The 18,309-nt window shown below is 66.5% G+C and carries 20 protein-coding genes and 1 tRNA gene; 13 read left to right on the forward strand and 8 right to left on the reverse strand.

From position 1 onward, the window contains the following. Together VLG41_RS13565 and pdxA are read left to right on the forward strand one after the other, a co-directional pair. The coding region (locus VLG41_RS13565; protein WP_325349972.1) for a Nif3-like dinuclear metal center hexameric protein at positions 1–150 on the forward strand (150 nt) is incomplete at its 5' end. Beyond that, the gene (gene pdxA / locus VLG41_RS13570) at positions 150–1,190 is read left to right on the forward strand and encodes a 4-hydroxythreonine-4-phosphate dehydrogenase PdxA (RefSeq protein ID WP_325349936.1); all 1,041 of its coding nucleotides are present in this window, start codon (positions 150–152) and stop codon (positions 1,188–1,190) included. The genes VLG41_RS13565 and pdxA, both read left to right, overlap by 1 nt. Here pdxA and mscL read toward each other — a convergent pair. After that, positions 1,180–1,602 carry a large conductance mechanosensitive channel protein MscL gene (gene mscL / locus VLG41_RS13575; RefSeq protein ID WP_325349937.1) on the reverse strand — a complete coding sequence of 141 codons (423 nt, stop codon included), beginning with the start codon at positions 1,600–1,602 and terminating at the stop codon, positions 1,180–1,182. The genes pdxA and mscL overlap by 11 nt on opposite strands. A gap of 163 nt (positions 1,603–1,765) precedes the next feature. On the opposite strand from mscL, the gene petA reads away from it, so the two are divergent. The 6 genes from petA (at position 1,766) to VLG41_RS13605 (ending at position 5,934) form a co-directional block, all read left to right on the forward strand. Next, positions 1,766–2,383, forward strand: coding sequence for a ubiquinol-cytochrome c reductase iron-sulfur subunit (gene petA, locus VLG41_RS13580; protein WP_325349938.1), 618 nt, complete (start codon positions 1,766–1,768; stop codon positions 2,381–2,383). Positions 2,384–2,433: 50 nt separating this feature from the next. Next, entirely contained in the window at positions 2,434–3,834 is a 1,401-nt protein-coding gene (locus tag VLG41_RS13585) for a cytochrome bc complex cytochrome b subunit (RefSeq protein WP_325349939.1), read from the forward strand. 29 nt (positions 3,835–3,863) lie between these two features. Next, positions 3,864–4,619, forward strand: coding sequence for a cytochrome c1 (locus VLG41_RS13590; protein WP_325349940.1), 756 nt, complete (start codon positions 3,864–3,866; stop codon positions 4,617–4,619). Positions 4,620–4,725: 106 nt separating this feature from the next. Continuing rightward, positions 4,726–5,337, forward strand: a complete 612-nt coding sequence (locus VLG41_RS13595; RefSeq protein WP_009516494.1) for a glutathione S-transferase N-terminal domain-containing protein — start codon at positions 4,726–4,728, stop codon at positions 5,335–5,337. A gap of 25 nt (positions 5,338–5,362) precedes the next feature. Further along, positions 5,363–5,839, forward strand: coding sequence for a ClpXP protease specificity-enhancing factor (locus VLG41_RS13600; protein ID WP_325349941.1), 477 nt, complete (start codon positions 5,363–5,365; stop codon positions 5,837–5,839). A gap of 19 nt (positions 5,840–5,858) precedes the next feature. Then, positions 5,859–5,934 (forward strand) — tRNA-Thr (locus tag VLG41_RS13605). A 22-nt stretch (positions 5,935–5,956) separates the two neighbouring features. On the opposite strand, the gene VLG41_RS13610 is transcribed toward VLG41_RS13605, so the two are convergent. Beyond that, positions 5,957–6,271 carry a hypothetical protein gene (locus VLG41_RS13610; RefSeq protein ID WP_325349942.1) on the reverse strand — a complete coding sequence of 105 codons (315 nt, stop codon included), beginning with the start codon at positions 6,269–6,271 and terminating at the stop codon, positions 5,957–5,959. Between the two features lie 64 nt (positions 6,272–6,335). Between VLG41_RS13610 and VLG41_RS13615 the strand changes: the two genes are divergently transcribed. The 5 genes from VLG41_RS13615 (at position 6,336) to VLG41_RS13635 (ending at position 12,839) form a co-directional block, all read left to right on the forward strand. Continuing rightward, positions 6,336–7,289 carry a M23 family metallopeptidase gene (locus VLG41_RS13615; protein ID WP_325349943.1) on the forward strand — a complete coding sequence of 318 codons (954 nt, stop codon included), beginning with the start codon at positions 6,336–6,338 and terminating at the stop codon, positions 7,287–7,289. Positions 7,290–7,464: 175 nt separating this feature from the next. Next, entirely contained in the window at positions 7,465–10,218 is a 2,754-nt protein-coding gene (secA, locus tag VLG41_RS13620; RefSeq protein ID WP_325349944.1) for a preprotein translocase subunit SecA, read from the forward strand. A gap of 52 nt (positions 10,219–10,270) precedes the next feature. Next, complete coding sequence (gene argJ, locus VLG41_RS13625; protein WP_325349945.1) at positions 10,271–11,518, forward strand: bifunctional glutamate N-acetyltransferase/amino-acid acetyltransferase ArgJ; 1,248 nt, start codon at positions 10,271–10,273, stop codon at positions 11,516–11,518. Continuing rightward, positions 11,515–12,393, forward strand: coding sequence for an ATP-binding protein (locus VLG41_RS13630; RefSeq protein ID WP_325349946.1), 879 nt, complete (start codon positions 11,515–11,517; stop codon positions 12,391–12,393). Before argJ ends, VLG41_RS13630 begins: the two co-directional genes overlap by 4 nt. Continuing rightward, a complete protein-coding gene (locus VLG41_RS13635) occupies positions 12,390–12,839 on the forward strand; it encodes an NUDIX domain-containing protein (RefSeq protein WP_325349947.1) in 450 nt (149 codons plus the stop codon). The genes VLG41_RS13630 and VLG41_RS13635 overlap by 4 nt, the downstream gene beginning before the upstream one ends. Before the next feature lie 13 nt (positions 12,840–12,852). Here VLG41_RS13635 and VLG41_RS13640 read toward each other — a convergent pair whose 3' ends face one another. Genes VLG41_RS13640 through pilB form a run of 6 tightly spaced genes read right to left on the reverse strand, consistent with a single transcriptional unit; the run spans position 12,853 to position 18,301 of the window. Further along, positions 12,853–13,050: a DNA gyrase inhibitor YacG gene (locus VLG41_RS13640; RefSeq protein WP_325349948.1), complete on the reverse strand. Its 198-nt coding sequence runs from the start codon at positions 13,048–13,050 to the stop codon at positions 12,853–12,855. 4 nt (positions 13,051–13,054) lie between these two features. Then, positions 13,055–13,810, reverse strand: coding sequence for a cell division protein ZapD (gene zapD / locus VLG41_RS13645; RefSeq protein ID WP_325349973.1), 756 nt, complete (start codon positions 13,808–13,810; stop codon positions 13,055–13,057). A gap of 43 nt (positions 13,811–13,853) precedes the next feature. Then, a complete protein-coding gene (coaE, locus tag VLG41_RS13650; protein WP_325349949.1) occupies positions 13,854–14,444 on the reverse strand; it encodes a dephospho-CoA kinase in 591 nt (196 codons plus the stop codon). Positions 14,445–14,458: 14 nt separating this feature from the next. Further along, positions 14,459–15,316 (reverse strand): A24 family peptidase, encoded by an 858-nt coding sequence (locus tag VLG41_RS13655; protein ID WP_325349950.1) that lies wholly within the window; start codon positions 15,314–15,316, stop codon positions 14,459–14,461. After that, positions 15,316–16,533: a type II secretion system F family protein gene (locus VLG41_RS13660; protein WP_325349951.1), complete on the reverse strand. Its 1,218-nt coding sequence runs from the start codon at positions 16,531–16,533 to the stop codon at positions 15,316–15,318. The genes VLG41_RS13655 and VLG41_RS13660 overlap by 1 nt, the downstream gene beginning before the upstream one ends. Positions 16,534–16,567: 34 nt before the next feature. Further along, positions 16,568–18,301, reverse strand: a complete 1,734-nt coding sequence (pilB, locus tag VLG41_RS13665; protein WP_325349952.1) for a type IV-A pilus assembly ATPase PilB — start codon at positions 18,299–18,301, stop codon at positions 16,568–16,570. Positions 18,302–18,309 lie beyond the last annotated feature (8 nt).

Consider the following 18,309-nt stretch of genomic DNA (forward strand, 5'->3'; position numbering starts at 1 on the left):
CAGGCGCACTACGCGCGCGAGTGCGGCGTGGCCTACCTGGCCTGCGGCCACCATGCGAGCGAGCGCTACGGCGCGCCCGCCGTCGCGGCCCACGTGGCGTCGGCGCTGGGCCTCGAGCACCGCTTCGTCGACATCCCCAACCCCGCGTGATGACGAAGCGCCCGGTCCTGATCAGCATGGGCGATCCCGCGGGCATCGGCCCCGAGATCGTGCTGCGCGCCCTGCGCGAGCGGCCCGCCTTGCGGCGCGAGGTGGTGGTGGTGGGCGACATGGCCACGCTGCGGCGCGCGGCGAGCCTGGGCGCCATCGCCCCGGACTCGACCGAGGGCGGCGTGGTGCTGGCCGGGCTGGACGAACCGGCGCAAGGGGCCGGCCTGCCGCCCGGCGCGGTGGGGGTTCTGCAGGCGGGCGAGCCGCTGGCACCGCCGCCGTGGGGCCAGGTGAGCGCCGTCGCGGGCCGCGCGGCCGCCGCCGCCATCCGTGTCGGCGCGCAGGCGGCGCTGGAGGGGCGCGCACGCGCCCTGGTCACGGCGCCCATCCACAAGGAGGCGCTGGCCGCGGCCGGCGAATCCTTCCCCGGCCACACCGAGCTGCTGCAGGCCGCCGCGGCCCGGCACCAGGGTGTTCCCGTGGCGGCCTTGCCGGTGCGCATGATGCTCAGCGCGCCGGGCCTGGCCACGGTGCTGGTGAGCATCCACGTGTCGCTGCGCGAGGCCCTGGCGGCCGTGACGACCGACAGCGTGCTGGAGACCATCCGCATCACCGATGCCCACTTCCGCCGCACCGGGCTGGCGCGGCCGCGCATCGCGGTCGCCGGACTCAACCCGCACGCCGGGGAGGGGGGCTTGTTCGGGCGGGAGGAAATCGAGACGATCGGGCCCGCCATACGGGCGGCGCGCGATCAGGGCATCGAGGCCAGCGGGCCCCACCCGCCCGACACGGTGTTCATGCGGGCGCGCCAGGGCGCCTTCGACGTGGTTGTCGCCATGTACCACGACCAAGGGCTCATCCCGGTGAAGCTGCTGGGGCTGGAGCACGGCGTGAACACCACGCTGGGCCTGCCTTTCGTGCGCACCAGCCCGGACCACGGCACCGCATTCGACATCGCGGGCACCGGCCGAGCCAGCGCGGACAGCCTGCTGGCGGCCATCGACGCCGCGATGGCCGCGACCGCCGGCCCTACTTCCTGAGGCTGTCCCGGATCTCGCGCAGCAGCACGATGTCTTCCGGCGTGGCGGCGGGAGGCGCAGGGGGCGTTTCGCGCTTGAGGCGGTTGATCTGCTTGACCATCAGGAAAATGATGAAGGCCAGGATGGCGAAGTTGATCGCCACGGTGATGAAGTTGCCGTAGGCCAGCACCGGCACGCCGGCCTGCTTCATGGCCGCCAGGGTGCGGGCCGTGCCCTCCGGGGCGGAGCCCAGCACGATGAACAGGTTGCTGAAATCAAGCTTGCCGAACACCAGGCCCACCACCGGCATGATCACGTCGTCCACCAGGGAGCTGACGATCTTGCCGAATGCGCCGCCGATGATCACGCCCACGGCCAGGTCGATGACGTTGCCCTTGACGGCAAATTCCTTGAACTCCTGCATCATGCCCATGCGCATCCTCCAGAGGGTATAGATCGGACGGGCATTGTCACACGCGAAACCGGCGGCCGCTCCCCTGGTGAGGCAGGCGCGAAACGCGGTCTGAGCCCTTGACATGGTCCAGTACAATGCCGGGTTGTCCCTGATTCCCTCCCGCAAGACGAGAAAGTCCCCCATGAGTGAAGCTCCCGCCAACCAAGGCAAGGCCGCTGTGGACAACAGTCGCCGGACCTGGCTGATCACCTCCTGCGCCATGGGTGGCGTGGGTGCCGCGGCAGTCGCCGTGCCCTTCGTGAGTTCCTTCCAGCCCTCCGAGCGCGCCAAGGCCGCGGGTGCGGCGGTCGAGGTGGACGTCTCGACCATCGCCCCGGGCGAAAAGCGCGTCGTGGAATGGCGCGGCAAGCCGGTGTGGGTGATGCGCCGCACGGAGGCGCAGCTCGCCACCCTGGAGAAGGACGAGGCGCAGCTCGCCGATCCGAATTCCGAGCGCACGGCGTTTCCCACGCCCGAGTACGCGAAGAACCGCACCCGCTCGATCAAGCCCGAGATCCTCGTCGCCATCGGCATCTGCACCCACCTGGGCTGCTCGCCCGGCGACAAATTCGCGACCGGCCCGCAACCGTCTCTGCCGGACGACTGGCAGGGCGGCTTCCTCTGCGCCTGCCATGGCTCCACTTTCGACCTGGCCGGCCGCGTGTTCCAGAACAAGCCCGCTCCCGACAACCTCGAGATCCCGCCGCATTACTACGTCTCCGACAACATGCTGCTGATCGGCGAGGAAAAGCCGGCCTGAGGCCGCGCCATCGAGCCTGAACACCCACGGAACATCGAGGCACGCACGCCATGGCCGAATTCAAAGAAATCTCCCCCGACGCCCCGCTGAGCCAGAAAGCGCTGAACTGGGTCGACAACCGTTTCCCGCTGTCCAAGCTCTACAACGAGCACCTGGCCGAGTACTACGCGCCGAAGAACTTCAACTTCTGGTATTTCTTCGGTTCGCTGGCGCTGTTGGTGCTGGTCATCCAGATCGTCACCGGCATCTTTCTGGTGATGCACTACAAGCCCGACGCGAACGTGGCCTTCGCTTCGGTCGAGTACATCATGCGCGACGTGCCCTGGGGTTGGCTGATCCGCTACATGCACTCCACCGGCGCGTCCGCGTTCTTCGTGGTGGTGTACCTGCACATGTTCCGTGGCCTGCTCTACGGCAGCTACCGCAAGCCGCGGGAGCTGGTCTGGGTGTTCGGCTGCGCGATCTTCCTGTGCCTGATGGCCGAAGCCTTCATGGGCTACCTCCTGCCCTGGGGCCAGATGTCCTACTGGGGCGCGCAGGTGATCGTGAACCTGTTCTCTGCCATTCCCTACATCGGCCCCGACCTGGCCCTGCTGATTCGCGGTGACTACGTCGTCGGCGACGCCACGCTCAACCGCTTCTTCAGTTTCCACGTCATCGCCGTGCCGCTGGTGTTGCTGGGCCTTGTGGTGGCGCACATCATCGCACTGCACGAAGTGGGCTCCAACAACCCCGACGGCGTGGAGATCAAGGCCAACAAGGACGCCTCGGGCAAGCCCGTGGATGGCATCCCCTTCCACCCCTACTACACCGTGCACGACATCCTGGGCGTGGCGGTCTTCCTGATGGTGTTCTCGGCCGTGGTGTTCTTCGCGCCCGAGCTCGGCGGCTACTTCCTGGAGTTCAACAACTTCATCCCGGCCGACCCGCTGACCACGCCGCTGCACATCGCGCCGGTCTGGTACTTCACACCGTTCTATTCGATGCTGCGCGCCATCACCGCTGAGTTCATGTACGTGCTGGTGGCCTGCGTGGTGCTGGCCGCGGCGTTCGGCGTCATCAAGGCGCGCGTCAACGCCGCGCTCAAGGGCGTGATCGTGGTGGCCGGCGCGCTGGCCTCGGCCGCCATGCTGACCTACGACGCCAAGTTCTGGGGCGTGATCGTCATGGGCGCCGCCGTGATCATCCTGTTCTTCCTGCCCTGGCTCGACAACAGCCCGGTCAAGTCGATCCGCTACCGCCCGAGCTGGAACAAATGGCTCTACACGGTGTTCGTCATCAACTTCTTCGTGCTGGGTTACCTGGGCATCCAGGCGCCTTCGCCGATCGGCGAGCGCGTGTCGCAGGTGGGCACCCTGTTCTATTTCGGCTTCTTCCTGCTGATGCCGTGGTGGAGCCGCCTGGGTGAGTTCAAGCCGGTCCCCGACCGGGTGACCTTCCAGCCGCACTGAGTCAACGCGACATCCGGAGAGCGAACGTTATGAAAAAGATTCTTCTGGGCCTCGCGTTGTCCCTGGGTCTGAGTGGTGCCGCCCTGGCCGCCGGCGGCGGCATCCCGCTGGACCACGCCCCCCAACGCACCAACGACATGGCCGCCCTGCAAAACGGCGCCAAGCTGTTCGTCAACTACTGCCTGAACTGCCACTCGGCGGCCTTCATGCGCTACAACCGCCTGCGCGACATTGGCCTGAACGACAAGCAGATCGCCGAGAACCTCACCTTCGCCACCGACAAGATCGGCGACACGATGAAGGCGGCCATCGATCCCAAGATGGCCAAGGACTGGTTCGGCAAGGTGCCGCCCGACCTCACCCTGGTGGCGCGTTCGCGCGCCAGCTCGGCTGGTAGCGGGCCCGACTACCTCTACACGCTGTTGCGCACCTACTATCGCGACGACACCAAGCCCACCGGCTGGAACAACAAGGCCTTCCCCAACATCGGCATGCCGCACCCCCTGTGGGAGCTGCAGGGCGAGCGCAAGCCCGTCTACGACAAGGTCATGAGCCACGGCCACGAGGTCGAGGTGCTGCGCGGTTGGGAGCAGGTCAAGCCCGGCACCATGACGCAGGCCCAGTACGACCAGAACGTCGGTGACCTGGTGGCCTACCTTCAGTGGATGGCCGAGCCCGCCGCGAACAACCGCGTGCGCATCGGCGTGTGGGTTCTGCTGTTCCTGACGGCGTTCACCGTGGTCGCCTGGCGCCTCAACGCCGCGTTCTGGAAAGACGTCAAGTAAGCCCCCGTCTCGGGGTGCGATCCACCCCCTTCTTCGCCCACAGTGGCTTGCGGTGCCGACGCGGCACAATCGCAGCCACTGTTTTCTGTTTCAGGAGACGCCAACCATGATGGTTCTGTACTCGGGCACCACCTGCCCCTATTCGCACCGCTGCCGCTTCGTGCTGTTCGAAAAGGGCATGGATTTTGAAATCCGCGACGTCGACTTGTACAACAAGCCCGAAGACATCGCCGTGATGAACCCGTACGGCCAGGTGCCGATCCTCGTCGAGCGAGACCTGATCCTGTACGAGTCGAACATCATCAACGAGTACATCGACGAGCGCTTCCCGCACCCGCAGCTCATGCCGGGTGACCCGGTGGACCGCGCTCGCGTGCGCCTGTTCCTGCTCAACTTCGAGAAGGAACTGTTCACGCATGTCTCCGTGCTCGAATCACGCAGCAGCAAGGGCAACGACAAGGCGCTGGAGAAAGCCCGCTCGCACATCCGCGACCGCCTCACGCAACTTGCTCCCGTGTTCATGAAGAACAAGTTCATGCTGGGCGACAACTTCTCCATGCTCGACGTGGCGATCGCGCCGCTGCTGTGGCGCCTGGACTTCTACGGCATCGAGCTCAGCAAGAACGCCGCGCCGCTGCTGAAGTACGCCGAGCGCATCTTCTCGCGCCCCGCCTACATCGAGGCGCTGACCCCGTCCGAGAAGGTGATGCGCAAGTAAGCGGGCCCGGCGACGCAGCAGTGCCATGAGCCAGCAGGCAGAACCACAGGTCCCATCGACCCGCCCGTACCTGATCCGGGCGCTGTACGAGTGGTGCAGCGAGAACGGGTTCTCACCCTACATCGCGGTCCACGTGGATGCCTCGGTGCAGGTGCCGATGGAGTTCGTGCGCAACGGCGAGATCGTGCTCAACGTGAGCATGGAGGCCACCAAGGACCTGCACCTGGGCAACGAGTACATCTCGTTCAAGGCGCGGTTCGGTGGGGTGTCGCGAGAGATCGTGGTGCCTATCACCCACGTCATCGCGATCTACGCGCGCGAAAACGGGCAGGGCATGGCCTTTCCCGCACCGGCGCCCGCGCAGCCGCCGGCGGCGGGGGACGCGGCCACAGCGTCGTCGCTGCGGGCCGTGACGCCCGACGGCGATGCGGTCCCACCCGAGCCCGGTGGTGACGGTCCGGGACGTCCGGGTGGCCGGCCGCAGCTCAAGCGGGTGAAGTGAACCTAGAATCGCTGCCCGGGCCGCTTTAGCTCAGTTGGTAGAGCAATCGCCTTGTAAGCGATAGGTCGTCCGTTCGATTCGGACAAGCGGCACCACCCGGTCCGCCGCAGGGCGCGCTTATCGCCCCGGCGTTTGGACTTTGATGCGGATTGCGCTAACCTGCGCCCCGCTTTCGTGCAATGCGTCACGCAGCGCAGGCAGAAGCTGTCGCAATTTGGCAGCCGCCGCACTGCTGCGGACCAGCAGGCACCACTCGGCGTCCTGCAGGGGGCCGGCGGTGACCTGGGTGCGCAGGGCCTGAGGAATGCGCTCCCGAACCAGATCGAGACAACGCTGCGATAGGCGGATCCTGGCCTGAAGCTCGGCCAGCCCGGGCGCGGCGCCAACAGCCTCCTGAAGGCTGTAGACGGAGGGGGTCTGTCGGGTCGGCATGCGGTCCATTCTGACCGAGTCGACCGCGCCGCGTGAGCGGGTCGGTCAATCAAGGATTTGAGACGTGCACATCATCATCACCGACGCCTGGCTCGCACGACGCCAAGCCTTGCATCTGAACGGCTGGAAACTCATCGCCGCGGCGGTGATGGCCGTGCTGGGTCTCATGTTCAGCGCGGTGGCCGCCTACCACTGGGTGTTCCTGGAAGGCATTCGCCAGGGCTGGCCGGGTTTTGCTTCCGTGGCTCGTCTGGTGCACCCCGACACTCCCGGGGAGCGTGACGCGTACCTGCGCGCCAATCTCGACGCCATGGCGCGCAAGCTCGGCGAGATGCAGGCGCGCATGATGCAGATCGACTCCCTCGGTGAGCGCGTGGCCGGTCTGGCCGGCCTGGAGCCCGCGCAGGCCCGCCCGCCGCTGCCTGGCTCGGGCGGCGTGCTCGTTTCGAGCCGCTCGCTCACGCTCGAAGAGCTGATGCGCGAAATGGAAGCGGTGGACGCCGGCAGCGATGCGCGGGTGGACTGGCTGACCGCGATCGAGTCCCGCCTGTTCGACCAGAAGATCCAGAGCACGCTGGTGCCGACCGAAAAACCCGTGGTGGACGGGCGGGTCGGCTCGGCCTTCGGTTTCCGTATCGACCCGATCACCGGGCAGTCGGCGCTGCACACCGGGCTGGATTTCCCCGCCGACACGGGCACGCCCATCGTGGCTGCTGCCGGTGGCGTGGTGATCGCGCAGGAGTACCACGCCGCCTACGGGAACCTGGTCGAGATCGACCACGGCAATGCCCTGGTCACGCGCTATGCCCACGCGTCCAAGGTGCACGTGAAGAAGGGCGACATCGTCAAGAGCGGCCAGAAGATCGCCGAGGTCGGCTCGACCGGACGGTCCACCGGCCCGCACCTGCATTTCGAGGTGTGGGTGGCGGGCGTGCCGCAGAACCCGCAGAAATTCTTGCAGGCCGGTGAGCACCTGGCCCGTGCTCCTCCTGGGCCGAACGTCTCTCGCACGCGCTGAAGCAGACGGTGGCCGGCCGCTAAAATGCCGGCTTCGCGCTTGAAAGCCGCGTGTTCGCCGGCACCTGGGGGCTTCGCGCCCCTTCGCCGCCGCCAGCGGGCGCGCAAGCGTCCTTCCGATCGATCATCGCCGTCCGTGCCAACGCCTTCCGGGTTGGTGTCCCGGGCGTCCTCATATGGCCACCAATTTCCTCACCAAGCTCTTCGGAAGCCGCAACGACCGCCTGCTCAAGCAGTACCGCAAGACGGTCGAGCGCATCAATGCGCTGGAATCGCAGTTCGAGTCCCTCGGGGACGACGAGCTCAAGGCCAAGACCGAGTCGTTCCGCCAGCGCCTGGCGGCGGGTGAAACGCTCGACGCGCTGTTGCCCGAGGCCTTTGCCGTGGTGCGCGAAGCGGGCAAGCGCGTCATGAAAATGCGCCATTTCGACGTGCAGCTGGTGGGCGGCATCGCGCTGCACCACGGCAAGATCGCCGAGATGCGCACCGGCGAGGGCAAGACGCTCACCGCCACGCTGCCGGTCTACCTCAATGCCTTGGCCGGCCAGGGCGTGCACGTGGTGACGGTCAACGACTACCTGGCCAACCGCGACGCCCAATGGATGGGCAAGCTCTACAACTTCCTCGGCCTGACGGTGGGCGTGAACCTGCCGCAGATGCAGCGCGAGGAAAAGCAGGCCGCCTACCGCGCCGACATCACCTACGGCACGAACAACGAGTACGGTTTCGACTACCTGCGCGACAACATGGTGTACGAGGCCGCGGACCGCGTGCAGCGCCGCCTGAACTACGCGATCGTCGACGAGGTGGACTCCATCCTGATCGACGAGGCCCGCACACCGCTGATCATCAGCGGCCAGGCCGAAGACCAGACGGCCGTGTATGTGGCCATCAACCAGCTCGTGCCGCACCTCAGCCGCCAGGAGGGCGAGGCCGACCCGCGCACCGGCGAGGGCGTCATCAAGCCGGGCGATTTCACGCTCGACGAGAAGGCGCGCTCGGTGCACCTCACCGAACAGGGTCATGAGAACGCCGAGGCCCTGCTATCCAGGGCCGGTCTGCTGCCCGAGGGGGCCTCGCTGTACGACCCGTCGAACATCGCGCTGCTGCACCACCTGGTGACTTCGCTCAAGGCGCACCACCTGTTCCACCGCGACCAGCACTACGTCAACCAGAACGGCGAGATCGTCATCGTCGACGAGTTCACTGGCCGCCTGATGGCCGGACGCCGCTGGAGCGACGGCCTGCACCAGGCGGTGGAGGCGAAGGAGGGCGTGGGCATCCAGCCCGAGAACCAGACGCTGGCCTCGATCACCTTCCAGAACTACTTCCGCCTGTACGGCAAGTTGTCCGGCATGACCGGCACGGCCGACACCGAGGCCTACGAATTCCAGGAGATCTACGGCCTGGAGACGGTGGTGATTCCGCCGAACCGGCCGAGCAAGCGCCAGGACCAACTCGACCGCGTCTACAAGACCACCAAGGAAAAGTACGACGCGGCGATTGCCGACATCCGTGAGTGCCACGAGCGTGGACAACCGGTGCTGGTGGGCACCTCCTCCATCGAGAACTCCGAAATCATCGCGCAGTTGCTCGAGGCCGCGAAGCTGCCGCACCAGGTGCTCAACGCCAAGCAGCACGCGCGCGAAGCGGACATCATCGCTCAGGCGGGCCGCCCGGGCGCCATCACGATTGCCACCAACATGGCGGGGCGCGGCACCGACATCGTGCTCGGCGGCAACCTGGAGAAGATGGTCGAGGCCGTGATGGCCGACCCGTCGCTGGACGAAGCCACCCGGGCATCGCGCGCCGAGACCTTGCGCGGGCAGTGGCAGGCCGACCACGAGAAGGTGGTGGCGCTGGGTGGCCTGCGCATCATTGCCACCGAACGCCACGAATCGCGCCGCATCGACAACCAGTTGCGGGGCCGTTCGGGCCGCCAGGGCGACCCGGGCTCCAGCCGCTTCTACCTGAGTCTGGACGACCCGTTGATGCGCATCTTCGCGGGCGACCGCGTGCGCGCCATCATGGACCGCCTGAAGATGCCAGAGGGCGAGGCCATCGAGGCCGGCATCGTCACCCGCAGCATCGAGAGCGCGCAGCGCAAGGTCGAGGCGCGCAACTTCGACATCCGCAAGCAGCTGCTGGAGTACGACGACGTCTCCAACGATCAGCGCAAGGTCATCTACCAGCAGCGCAACGACATCCTGGACGCGCAGGACCTGCGCGCGCAGATCGACGCGCTGCGCGACGGTGCGCTGACCGATGTGGTGCACCAGTTCGTGCCCGAGGAAAGCGTGGAAGAGCAGTGGGACCTGCCCGGCCTGGAGAAGACCCTGCGCGAGGAATGGGCGGTCGACGTGCCGCTCGCCAGCTGGGTGGCAGAGTCCGATGCGGTCGAGGTCGAGAACATCGCCGAGCGCGTGCGCGAGGCCGCCAAGGCGGTGTTCGTCTCCAAGGTCGATCAGGTCGGTGAACAGAACTTCACCTCCTTCGAGCGCGTGGTGCTGCTGCAGACCATCGATTCCCAGTGGCGCGAGCACATCGCCGCGCTGGATTACCTGCGCCAGGGCATCCACCTGCGTGGCTACGCACAGAAGCAGCCCAAGCAGGAGTACAAGCGCGAGGCCTTCCTGCTGTTCGGTCAACTGTTGGACTCGGTGAAGAACGATGTCACGCGCATCCTCATGAACGTGCGCGTTCAATCGGCCGAGCAGATCTCGCAGGCGGCCGAGCAGTTGGAAGAGCGCGCCGAGGCGATCAGCAACGTCACCTACACGGCCCCCACCGAAACCGGCGAGGCCGAGACGCGCCCCGAAGCCGCCGTCGCGCAAGCGATGGCTGGCGAGATGCCGCGCGTGGGGCGCAACGACCCCTGCCCCTGCGGCAGTGGCAAGAAGTACAAGCACTGCCACGGCAAGCTCGACTGAGTGACCGGCGAGTAGGCCGGCCGTCCGATTCCCCCGATCCGAGATTCCCTCCATGCCTGTCCAGCTCTCCAGTCCCGTCGTGGCCGACTTGCTGCCCATCGCGGGCGTGCGCATCGGGGTCGCCGAAGCCGGCATCCGCAAGGCCAACCGCAAAGACCTGTCGGTTTTTCTGCTGGACGAAGGCAGCGCGGTCGGGGCGGTGTTCACGCGCAACCGCTACGCGGCGGCGCCGGTGCAGGTGTGCCGTGAGCACCTGGCCTGCGGGCAAGGCGTGCGCGCGCTGGTGATCAACACCGGCAACGCCAACGCGGGCACCGGCGAGAGCGGTCTGGCCGATGCGCGCCAGACCTGCACCGCACTGGCGCGTTCGCTCGGCCTGCACCACGAACAGGTGCTGCCGTTCTCCACCGGCGTGATCATGGAGCCGCTGCCCATGGACCGCCTGCTCGGCGGCCTGCCGGCGGCGCTCACCAGCGCCGCCACGGCGCAGCACGATTCGGGCGCGCAGTGGCTGGCCGCGGCCCAGGGCATCATGACGACAGATACCCTGCCCAAGGCGGCCAGCGTGGCGTTCGAGTTGGACGGCCGCGCGGTGCGCGCCACCGGCATTGCCAAGGGCGCCGGCATGATCCGGCCCAACATGGCCACCATGCTCGGCTTCCTGGCCACCGACGCGGCCGTGGTGCCCGAACTGATGAACGAACTGGCGCGCCGGCTGGCCGATGTCTCGTTCAATCGCGTCACGGTCGATGGCGACACGAGCACCAACGATTCCTTCGTGGTGATCGCCACCGGCCAGGCGGGCAATCCGCCGGTCAGCGATCTGTCCAGCCCGGCGGGACGCGCGCTGCTGGAGGCGCTCGCGCCCCTGGCCCAGCGCCTGGCCCACGCCATCGTGCGCGACGGCGAAGGGGCCACCAAGTTCATCACCATCCGCGTGGAAGGCGGGCGGGACGCAGCAGAATGCCTGCGCGCAGCCTATTCGGTGGCGCATTCACCGCTGGTCAAGACGGCCTTCTTTGCGAGCGATCCCAACCTGGGCCGCATCCTGGCCGCGGTGGGCTACGCGGGCATCGACGACCTGGACGTGGGCGGCATCGACCTGTGGCTGGGCGACGTGCACGTGGTCACGCACGGCGGCCGGCACCCGAAGTACCGGGAGGAAGACGGCCAGCGTGTCATGAAACCGGCGGAGATCGAGGTGCGCATCGGCCTGGGCCGCGGTGCGGCCAGCGAAACCGTCTGGACCTGCGACTTCAGCCACGAGTACGTCACCATCAACGCCGACTACCGCTCATGAACCCCACGTTCGAGCGCTTGCTGCAGCGCGCCGAAGCCCTGATCGACCGCATCGAAGCCGTTCTGCCGCAGCCGCTGAGCGAACCGGACTGGGCGGCATCGCACGCCTTTCGCTACCGCAAGCGCAGCAACGGCCATGGTCTGCTGGAGCCCGTGCGCCACGTGGCCAGCATTGCGCTGAGCGACCTGAAGGAAGTGGAGCCGCAGAAGGAGCGCATCCAGCGCAACACCGAACACTTCGTGAAAGGCCTGCCGGCCAACAACGTGCTGCTCACGGGCGCGCGCGGCACCGGTAAGTCATCGCTGGTCAAGGCCTGCCTCAATGCCTACGCCGCCCAGGGCTTGCGCCTCATCGAGGTCGACAAGGCAGACCTCGTCGATCTGCCCGACATTGTCGACGTGGTGGCCGGGCGTCCCGAAAAATTCATCGTCTACTGCGACGACCTGAGCTTCGAGGACGGCGAGCCCGGGTACAAGGCGCTCAAGTCCATCCTCGACGGCTCGGTGTCGGCGTCCAGCGCCAACGTGCTGATCTACGCCACCAGCAACCGCCGCCACCTGCTGCCCGAGTACATGAAGGAGAACCTCACGTACACCCACACGGCGGACGGCGAGGTGCACCCGGGCGAGGTGGTCGAAGAGAAGATTTCGCTGTCCGAGCGCTTCGGCCTGTGGATCAGCTTCTACCCCTTCAGTCAGGACGAGTACCTGGCGATCGTCGCGCAGTGGCTGTCGTCATTTGGCGTGGCGCCCTCGGCGATCGAGGCAGCCCGGCCGCAGGCCCTGGTGTGGGCACTCGAGCGCGGCTCGCGCAGCGGGCGTGTGGCCTACCAGTTCGCGCGCGACTACGCCGGCTCGCACGGTGGCGCCGCATGACGGCGGAGGTTCTCGTGGTAGACGGCGGGCGCGAGGCGGCCGCCGCCAAAAACGCAAGGGACGTGGCGGTGGGCGTGCTCATCGACGGTGAGGGGCGTTTCCTGCTCACCTCGCGCCCCCCGGGCAAGGTCTATGCTGGTTATTGGGAGTTCCCGGGCGGCAAGCTCGAAGCGGGCGAGACCGTGGAACAGGCGCTGCGGCGTGAGTTGCAGGAAGAAATCGGCCTGACCATCGGCCCGGCCCTTGTCTGGCGGACTCAATTGGTCGACTACCCACACGGGCTCGTGCGCCTGCACTTTTGCAAGGTGCGCGAGTGGTCCGGCGAGCTGCAGATGCACGAGGGCCAGGAGAGCCGCTGGGAGCGGCTGCCGGTGCAATGCGAGCCGGTGTTGCCTGGCACCGTGCCGGTGCTGCGCTGGTTGCAGGAAGAGACCGACGCCGCCTGAGGCAGGGCGGTGCTCAGCGCGGCTCAGCGTCCCAGTCGTCGCTGGGCGCGCCCTTGTCGGGCAGGGCGTACTGTTCGCTGGCCCAGGCGCCCAGGTCGCCTTGCTTGCAGCGCTCGCTGCAGAACGGCCGCCAGCGGTTGCTGGGCGCATAGACGCTGTCGCCGCCACAGGCCGGGCAGCGCACGATGCGGGGTTCGACGGGCGAGGTCATCGCCTCAAGCGCACAGCGCGAGTTCGAAGCTGGCGTCCTCGCCCGACGGATGCAGCCGGTGGTCATCGCCCAGGCGCATCAGTCGCACCGAGAACATCAGCCGGTTGCCGCTGATTTCGGGGATCAGGCCGGCCGAGGGGTCGATCCGCAGTCGCAACAACTGAAAGGTGCGCCCCTGGGGCAGGTTCTGCTGGAAATGCCCGCCGGTGGAGACGACCTTTTGCGGTGCACCCGTCTCCCGCATCATCTTCAGCAGCAGCACCAGGGCTTCGGCCAGGGGCGCCAGCGTACGGGACCAATCGGCCAGGGCGGCCTGGCGCAGCGCCGTGTCGAGGTGCTGCCAGTGGAAATAGGCGGGAAGGTCGAACTCGCAGGTGCCGCCGGGAATGCCGATGCGGCTGCGGATGGCCATCAGCCAGTCGTTCTCGGTCAGGCTCTGGCCGGGTTTGCCCGGCACGTCGGCGATCTGCGAGAAGCAGCTGTCGAGTTGGCCGATCACGGTGTCAAGCGCCGCTTCGGAGATGGCAGGGTTGCCCCGGAAGCCCGCCAGGGCCTGCTTCTGCCGATCGAGGTCCTTGAGCACGTCCGATTTCATGTCGGCGCGCGAGGCCACATCCATGATCTCGAACAGTGTCTGGATCGCGTAATGGTGATCCAGCGGATGCTCGCGCGGTACCAGCACGGCCAGCCGCTTGAAAAGCTGCTCGAGCCGCAGATAGGTGCGGATGCGTTCGTTGAAAGGGTATTCGTAGAGGATCACGGGCTCGCTGGCCGCGGGGCCGTGATGGCCGCGCGTGGGCGGATCATAGCCCGAAGCTTGTCGATAGCCGGTCAACCAGGCGATGCAAACGGTCGAGATCGTCCTCATCGTTGAAGATGACTGCGTCCGCCACCGCCAGCCGCAGGACACGCGAACTCTGGCTGCGCAGCACCCCGTCGATCACTACGTCGTCCCAACCGCTGCGGGTGCGCACGCGGCGGCGCTGGGTGGCCTCGCTGCAGTCCACCACGACCACGCGATCGAGCTGCGGGCGCCAGCGCGGCGATTCGGCGAGCAAGGGCACGTCAAACACAATGCAAGCCTTGTTGCTTTGCGCAACGCGACGGGCGATGTCGCGCGCCACGAGGGGGTGAATGATGGCTTCCAGCGTGGCACGGGCGCCGGGGTCGGCGAACACCCGCTCGCGCATGCGGGCCCGGTCCAGCGCACCGTCGCTGCCGATGAAGGTCGGGCCGAAGCGCTCGAGCACGGCGGGGATCGCCGCGCCGCCTGCTGCCGTGCTCGCGCGAGAGATGGCATCGGCATCGATGAGGTCAGCACCGAGCGCCTGCAGGCGCGCGCCGACCGTGCTCTTGCCGCTGCCAATGCCGCCGGTGAGGCCGATGCGCCGCACCGGCCTCGCTTGGCTCACAGGCCAACGGCGGCCAGTATGGCCGCGGGACCGAAGACCATGGCGGTGAGTCCACCGAGGGCGAGGAAGGGGCCAAAAGGCACATAGCCGCCTTCACGCAAGCGGCCCACCAGCTTGATGCCGATGCCGATGACCGCGCCAATCACCGAAGCCATCAGGATGATGGGCACCAGCGCCTGCCAGCCGAACCAGGCTCCGAAGGCCGCGAACAGCTTGAAGTCGCCATAGCCCATGCCCTCTTTGCCGGTGAGCAGCTTGAAGGCCCAGTAGACGAGCCACAGCGAGAGGTACCCGCCGACGGCGCCCCACACGGCATCGGGCAGGCGGGTCGAGGTCAGGTCAAGGGCGGCGGCCACGATGCCGGCCCACAGCAGCGGCAGCGTGATGTCGTCCGGTAGCAGCGTGGTGTCCCAATCGATGCAGGCGAGTGCCACGACGGCCGCGGCGAAGCCGCTCCAGGCCAGCCCGGTGAAGGTGAATCCCCAGCGCCAACCGGCCCAGCCGAACAACAGGCCGGTGGCGAGCTCCACCAGAGGGTAGCGCAGCCCGATGCCGGCGCGGCATTGGCTGCAGCGCCCGCGCAAGACCAGGTAGCTCAGCAGAGGGATGTTTTCGTACCAGCGAATGACGTGGCCGCAATGGGGGCAGGCCGACCGCGGCACCATCAGGTTGTAGCGCTCGGCCGGGGGCGCGGCGTCTTCGACCTTGCCTTGCAGTTCTGCGCACTCGGCGGCCCACTGCCGCTCCATCATCTTGGGCAGTCGATGGATGACGACGTTCAGAAAGCTGCCCACCAGCAAGCCAAGCACGCTCAGCAGCGCCACCGCGGGCGCGCCCGTGACCCACTCCGGCATCAGACCACCTGGCCGAGTTTGAAGATCGGCAGATACATCGACACGACGATGCCCCCGATCACGGTACCCAGCACCACGATGATGATCGGCTCCATCAGGCTGGAGATACCGGCCACCATGTCGTCCACCTCGGCTTCGTAGAAGTCCGCGGCCTTGCCCAGCATGTGATCGATCGACCCCGACTCCTCGCCGATCGCGCACATCTGCAGCACCATGGATGGGAAGATGTTCGCATTGGTCATCGCCGCCGTCAGGCTGGTGCCGGTGGAAACTTCCTGCTGAATCCTTTCGGTGGCGATGGCATACACCGAGTTGCCCGATGCACCTCCCACGGAGTCGAGCGCTTCGACCAGCGGAACGCCCGCGCCGAACATGGTGGCCAGCGTGCGCGTCCAGCGCGCCACCACCGACTTCTCGATCAGTTCGCCGAAGATGGGCAGCTTGAGCAGCAGGCGGTCCATGAAGCGCTGGACTTTTTCATTGCGCTTCCAGGCCTGCATGAAGAAGTAGAAGCCGCCACCGAGGCCGCCGAAGATCAGCCACCAGTACTGAACGAAGAACTCGCTCATGCCAATCACGAACAGCGTGGGCGCCGGCAGGTCGGCACCGAACGAGGTGAACACCTCCTTGAAGGAGGGGATCACGAAGATCATGATGACCGCCACCACCACGAAGGCCACGATGATCACTGCCGTGGGGTACATCAGGGCGGATTTGATCTTGGACTTCAGCGCCTCGGTTTTCTCCATGTAGGTGGCGAGGCGGTCGAGCAGATCCTCCAGGATACCGGCCGCCTCACCCGCTTCGATCAGGTTGCAGTAGAGGCTGTCGAAGTACATCGGGTGCTTGCGGAAGGCCGCGCTCAGCGAGGTACCGGTTTCGACGTCGGCGCGGATGTCGTTGAGCAGCCGCGTGACGTTGGGGTTGGGGTTGCCGCGGCCCACGATGTCGAATGATTGCAGCAAGGGCACGCCCGCCTTCATCATCGTGGCCAACTGGCGCGTGAAGATCGCGATGTCTTTCGGCTTGATCCGCTTGCCCGAAGAGGTCCGCCGCTTCTTGATCTTGACCGGAATGATGCCCTGGCGACGCAGCGTGGCGGTGACCTGGTTTTCACCCTGAGCGCGCGTCTCACCGCGCACCGCCTTGCCGTTGCGGTCCTTGCCCTCCCATTCGAACACGAAGTCCTTGACGCTCTTGCTTGCGACGGTGGCCATGGAATTCCTCAGGGGGCTGTGGGTGAGCGGGTGGTCATTCGTTCGTCACGCTGAGGACTTCCTCAAGAGAGGTTTGTCCCAGCTTGACCTTGAGCAGTCCGGACTCGCGCAGCGAGCGAACGCCTTCCTTGCTGGCTTGCTGGGCGATGTCCAGCGAGGTGCCGCCGCGCAGAATGATGCGCTGGATCTCCTCTGAGATCGGCATGACCTGATAGATGCCGACACGCCCCTTGTAGCCGTTGTTGCAGGCCGAGCAGCCGACCGGCTTGTAGGGTGTCCAGGTGCCGTCGAGTTCCTCGGGCTTAAAGCCCGCCTCCAGCAGGGCCTTGCGAGGCACGTCCAGCGGTGCCTTGCAATTGGGGCACAGGCGCCGCGCCAGGCGCTGGGCGGTGATGAGGATCACGCTGGAGGCGATGTTGAACGTGGGAATGCCCATGTTCATCATCCGCGTGAGCGTCGTCGGCGCGTCGTTGGTGTGCAGCGTCGACATCACCATGTGGCCGGTCTGCGCGGCCTTGATGGCAATGTCGGCGGTCTCCAGGTCGCGTATCTCACCGACCATGATCACGTCAGGATCCTGACGCAGGAAGGCCTTGAGCGCGACCGCGAAGGTCAGGCCCGCCTTTTCGTTCATGTTGACCTGGTTCACGCCGGGGAGGTTGATTTCTGACGGGTCTTCAGCCGTCGAAATGTTCACCCCGGGCTTGTTCAGGATGTTCAGGCAGGTGTAGAGCGAGACCGTCTTGCCCGAACCCGTAGGTCCGGTGACGAGCACCATGCCGTAAGGCCGCTGAATGGCGTCGAGCAGGCGCTCCTTTTCCTCGGGCTCATAGCCCAGGGCGTCGATGCCCATCTTGGCCTGGCTCGGGTCGAGGATACGGATCACGATCTTTTCGCCGAACAGCGTGGGAAGGGTGCTGACGCGGAAGTCGATCACGCGGTCCGGCCCCACCTTGAGCTTCATCCGGCCGTCCTGAGGGACGCGCTTCTCCGAGATGTCCATCCGGGAGATGACCTTGATGCGGGAGGCCAGCTTTTCCTTGATCGCGATCGGGGGCGAGGCGATCTCGCGCAACTCGCCATCGATGCGAAAGCGCACGCGGTATTGGTGTTCGTAGGGCTCGAAGTGCAAGTCCGACGCACGCATGTTGAAGGCGTCGATCAACATCTTGTGCAGGAACTTGACGACCGGCGCGTCGTCGACTTCGCTGGCCTTGTCGGCGGCGGCGGCATCGGTAGTCACCTCGGCCGCCAGTTCGTCGAATTCCACATCGCCGACGATGTTCTCCATCGCTTCGGTGACCGACTTGGTCTGCGCCTCGACCAGGCGGCTGAGCTTGTCGAACTCGGCGATGACCCAGTCCACGCCCATCTGCGTGGCGAACTTGATCTTTTCAGCGGCTTGTTGATCGGACGGATCGGCCGTGGCAACGATCAGGCGGTTGTTGCGCTTGCTGAGGACGACGATGCGGAAGTCCGCGCAGATCTTGGCATCGAGGAGGCCGGCTGGCAGGCGCTGAACATCGATCGCGTCGAGATCCAGCAGCGGGGCGGCGAATGCCACCGACATGGTGTGGGCCAGGTCCGTCGGGGAGACGGCACCGGAGCCCGTCAGTTCGGCGATGAAACTCGTGCGGCTGCTTTGCGCCTTGCGGTACAGGTCTTCGGCTGCCCGTTGATTGAGCTTGCCGGCCGACACGAGTGCACGCCCCAGCCCCGGAAGGGCCATGGACGGACTGTCCTGGTTCACCGTATCAACTGACGCCATATCTGCGT

Source organism: Hydrogenophaga sp. (genome assembly GCF_035481345.1).
Lineage (GTDB): Bacteria > Pseudomonadota > Gammaproteobacteria > Burkholderiales > Burkholderiaceae_C > Hydrogenophaga.

Coding starts and splice junctions, on each gene's coding strand:
- pdxA (WP_325349936.1), top strand. CDS start 150: ATGACGAAGCGCCCGGTCCTGATCAGCATGGGCGATCCCGCGGGCATC.
- mscL (WP_325349937.1), bottom strand. CDS start 1,602: ATGGGCATGATGCAGGAGTTCAAGGAATTTGCCGTCAAGGGCAACGTC.
- petA (WP_325349938.1), top strand. CDS start 1,766: ATGAGTGAAGCTCCCGCCAACCAAGGCAAGGCCGCTGTGGACAACAGT.
- VLG41_RS13585 (WP_325349939.1), top strand. CDS start 2,434: ATGGCCGAATTCAAAGAAATCTCCCCCGACGCCCCGCTGAGCCAGAAA.
- VLG41_RS13590 (WP_325349940.1), top strand. CDS start 3,864: ATGAAAAAGATTCTTCTGGGCCTCGCGTTGTCCCTGGGTCTGAGTGGT.
- VLG41_RS13595 (WP_009516494.1), top strand. CDS start 4,726: ATGATGGTTCTGTACTCGGGCACCACCTGCCCCTATTCGCACCGCTGC.
- VLG41_RS13600 (WP_325349941.1), top strand. CDS start 5,363: ATGAGCCAGCAGGCAGAACCACAGGTCCCATCGACCCGCCCGTACCTG.
- VLG41_RS13610 (WP_325349942.1), bottom strand. CDS start 6,271: ATGCCGACCCGACAGACCCCCTCCGTCTACAGCCTTCAGGAGGCTGTT.
- secA (WP_325349944.1), top strand. CDS start 7,465: ATGGCCACCAATTTCCTCACCAAGCTCTTCGGAAGCCGCAACGACCGC.
- argJ (WP_325349945.1), top strand. CDS start 10,271: ATGCCTGTCCAGCTCTCCAGTCCCGTCGTGGCCGACTTGCTGCCCATC.
- VLG41_RS13630 (WP_325349946.1), top strand. CDS start 11,515: ATGAACCCCACGTTCGAGCGCTTGCTGCAGCGCGCCGAAGCCCTGATC.
- VLG41_RS13635 (WP_325349947.1), top strand. CDS start 12,390: ATGACGGCGGAGGTTCTCGTGGTAGACGGCGGGCGCGAGGCGGCCGCC.
- VLG41_RS13640 (WP_325349948.1), bottom strand. CDS start 13,050: ATGACCTCGCCCGTCGAACCCCGCATCGTGCGCTGCCCGGCCTGTGGC.
- VLG41_RS13655 (WP_325349950.1), bottom strand. CDS start 15,316: ATGCCGGAGTGGGTCACGGGCGCGCCCGCGGTGGCGCTGCTGAGCGTG.
- VLG41_RS13660 (WP_325349951.1), bottom strand. CDS start 16,533: ATGGCCACCGTCGCAAGCAAGAGCGTCAAGGACTTCGTGTTCGAATGG.
- pilB (WP_325349952.1), bottom strand. CDS start 18,301: ATGGCGTCAGTTGATACGGTGAACCAGGACAGTCCGTCCATGGCCCTT.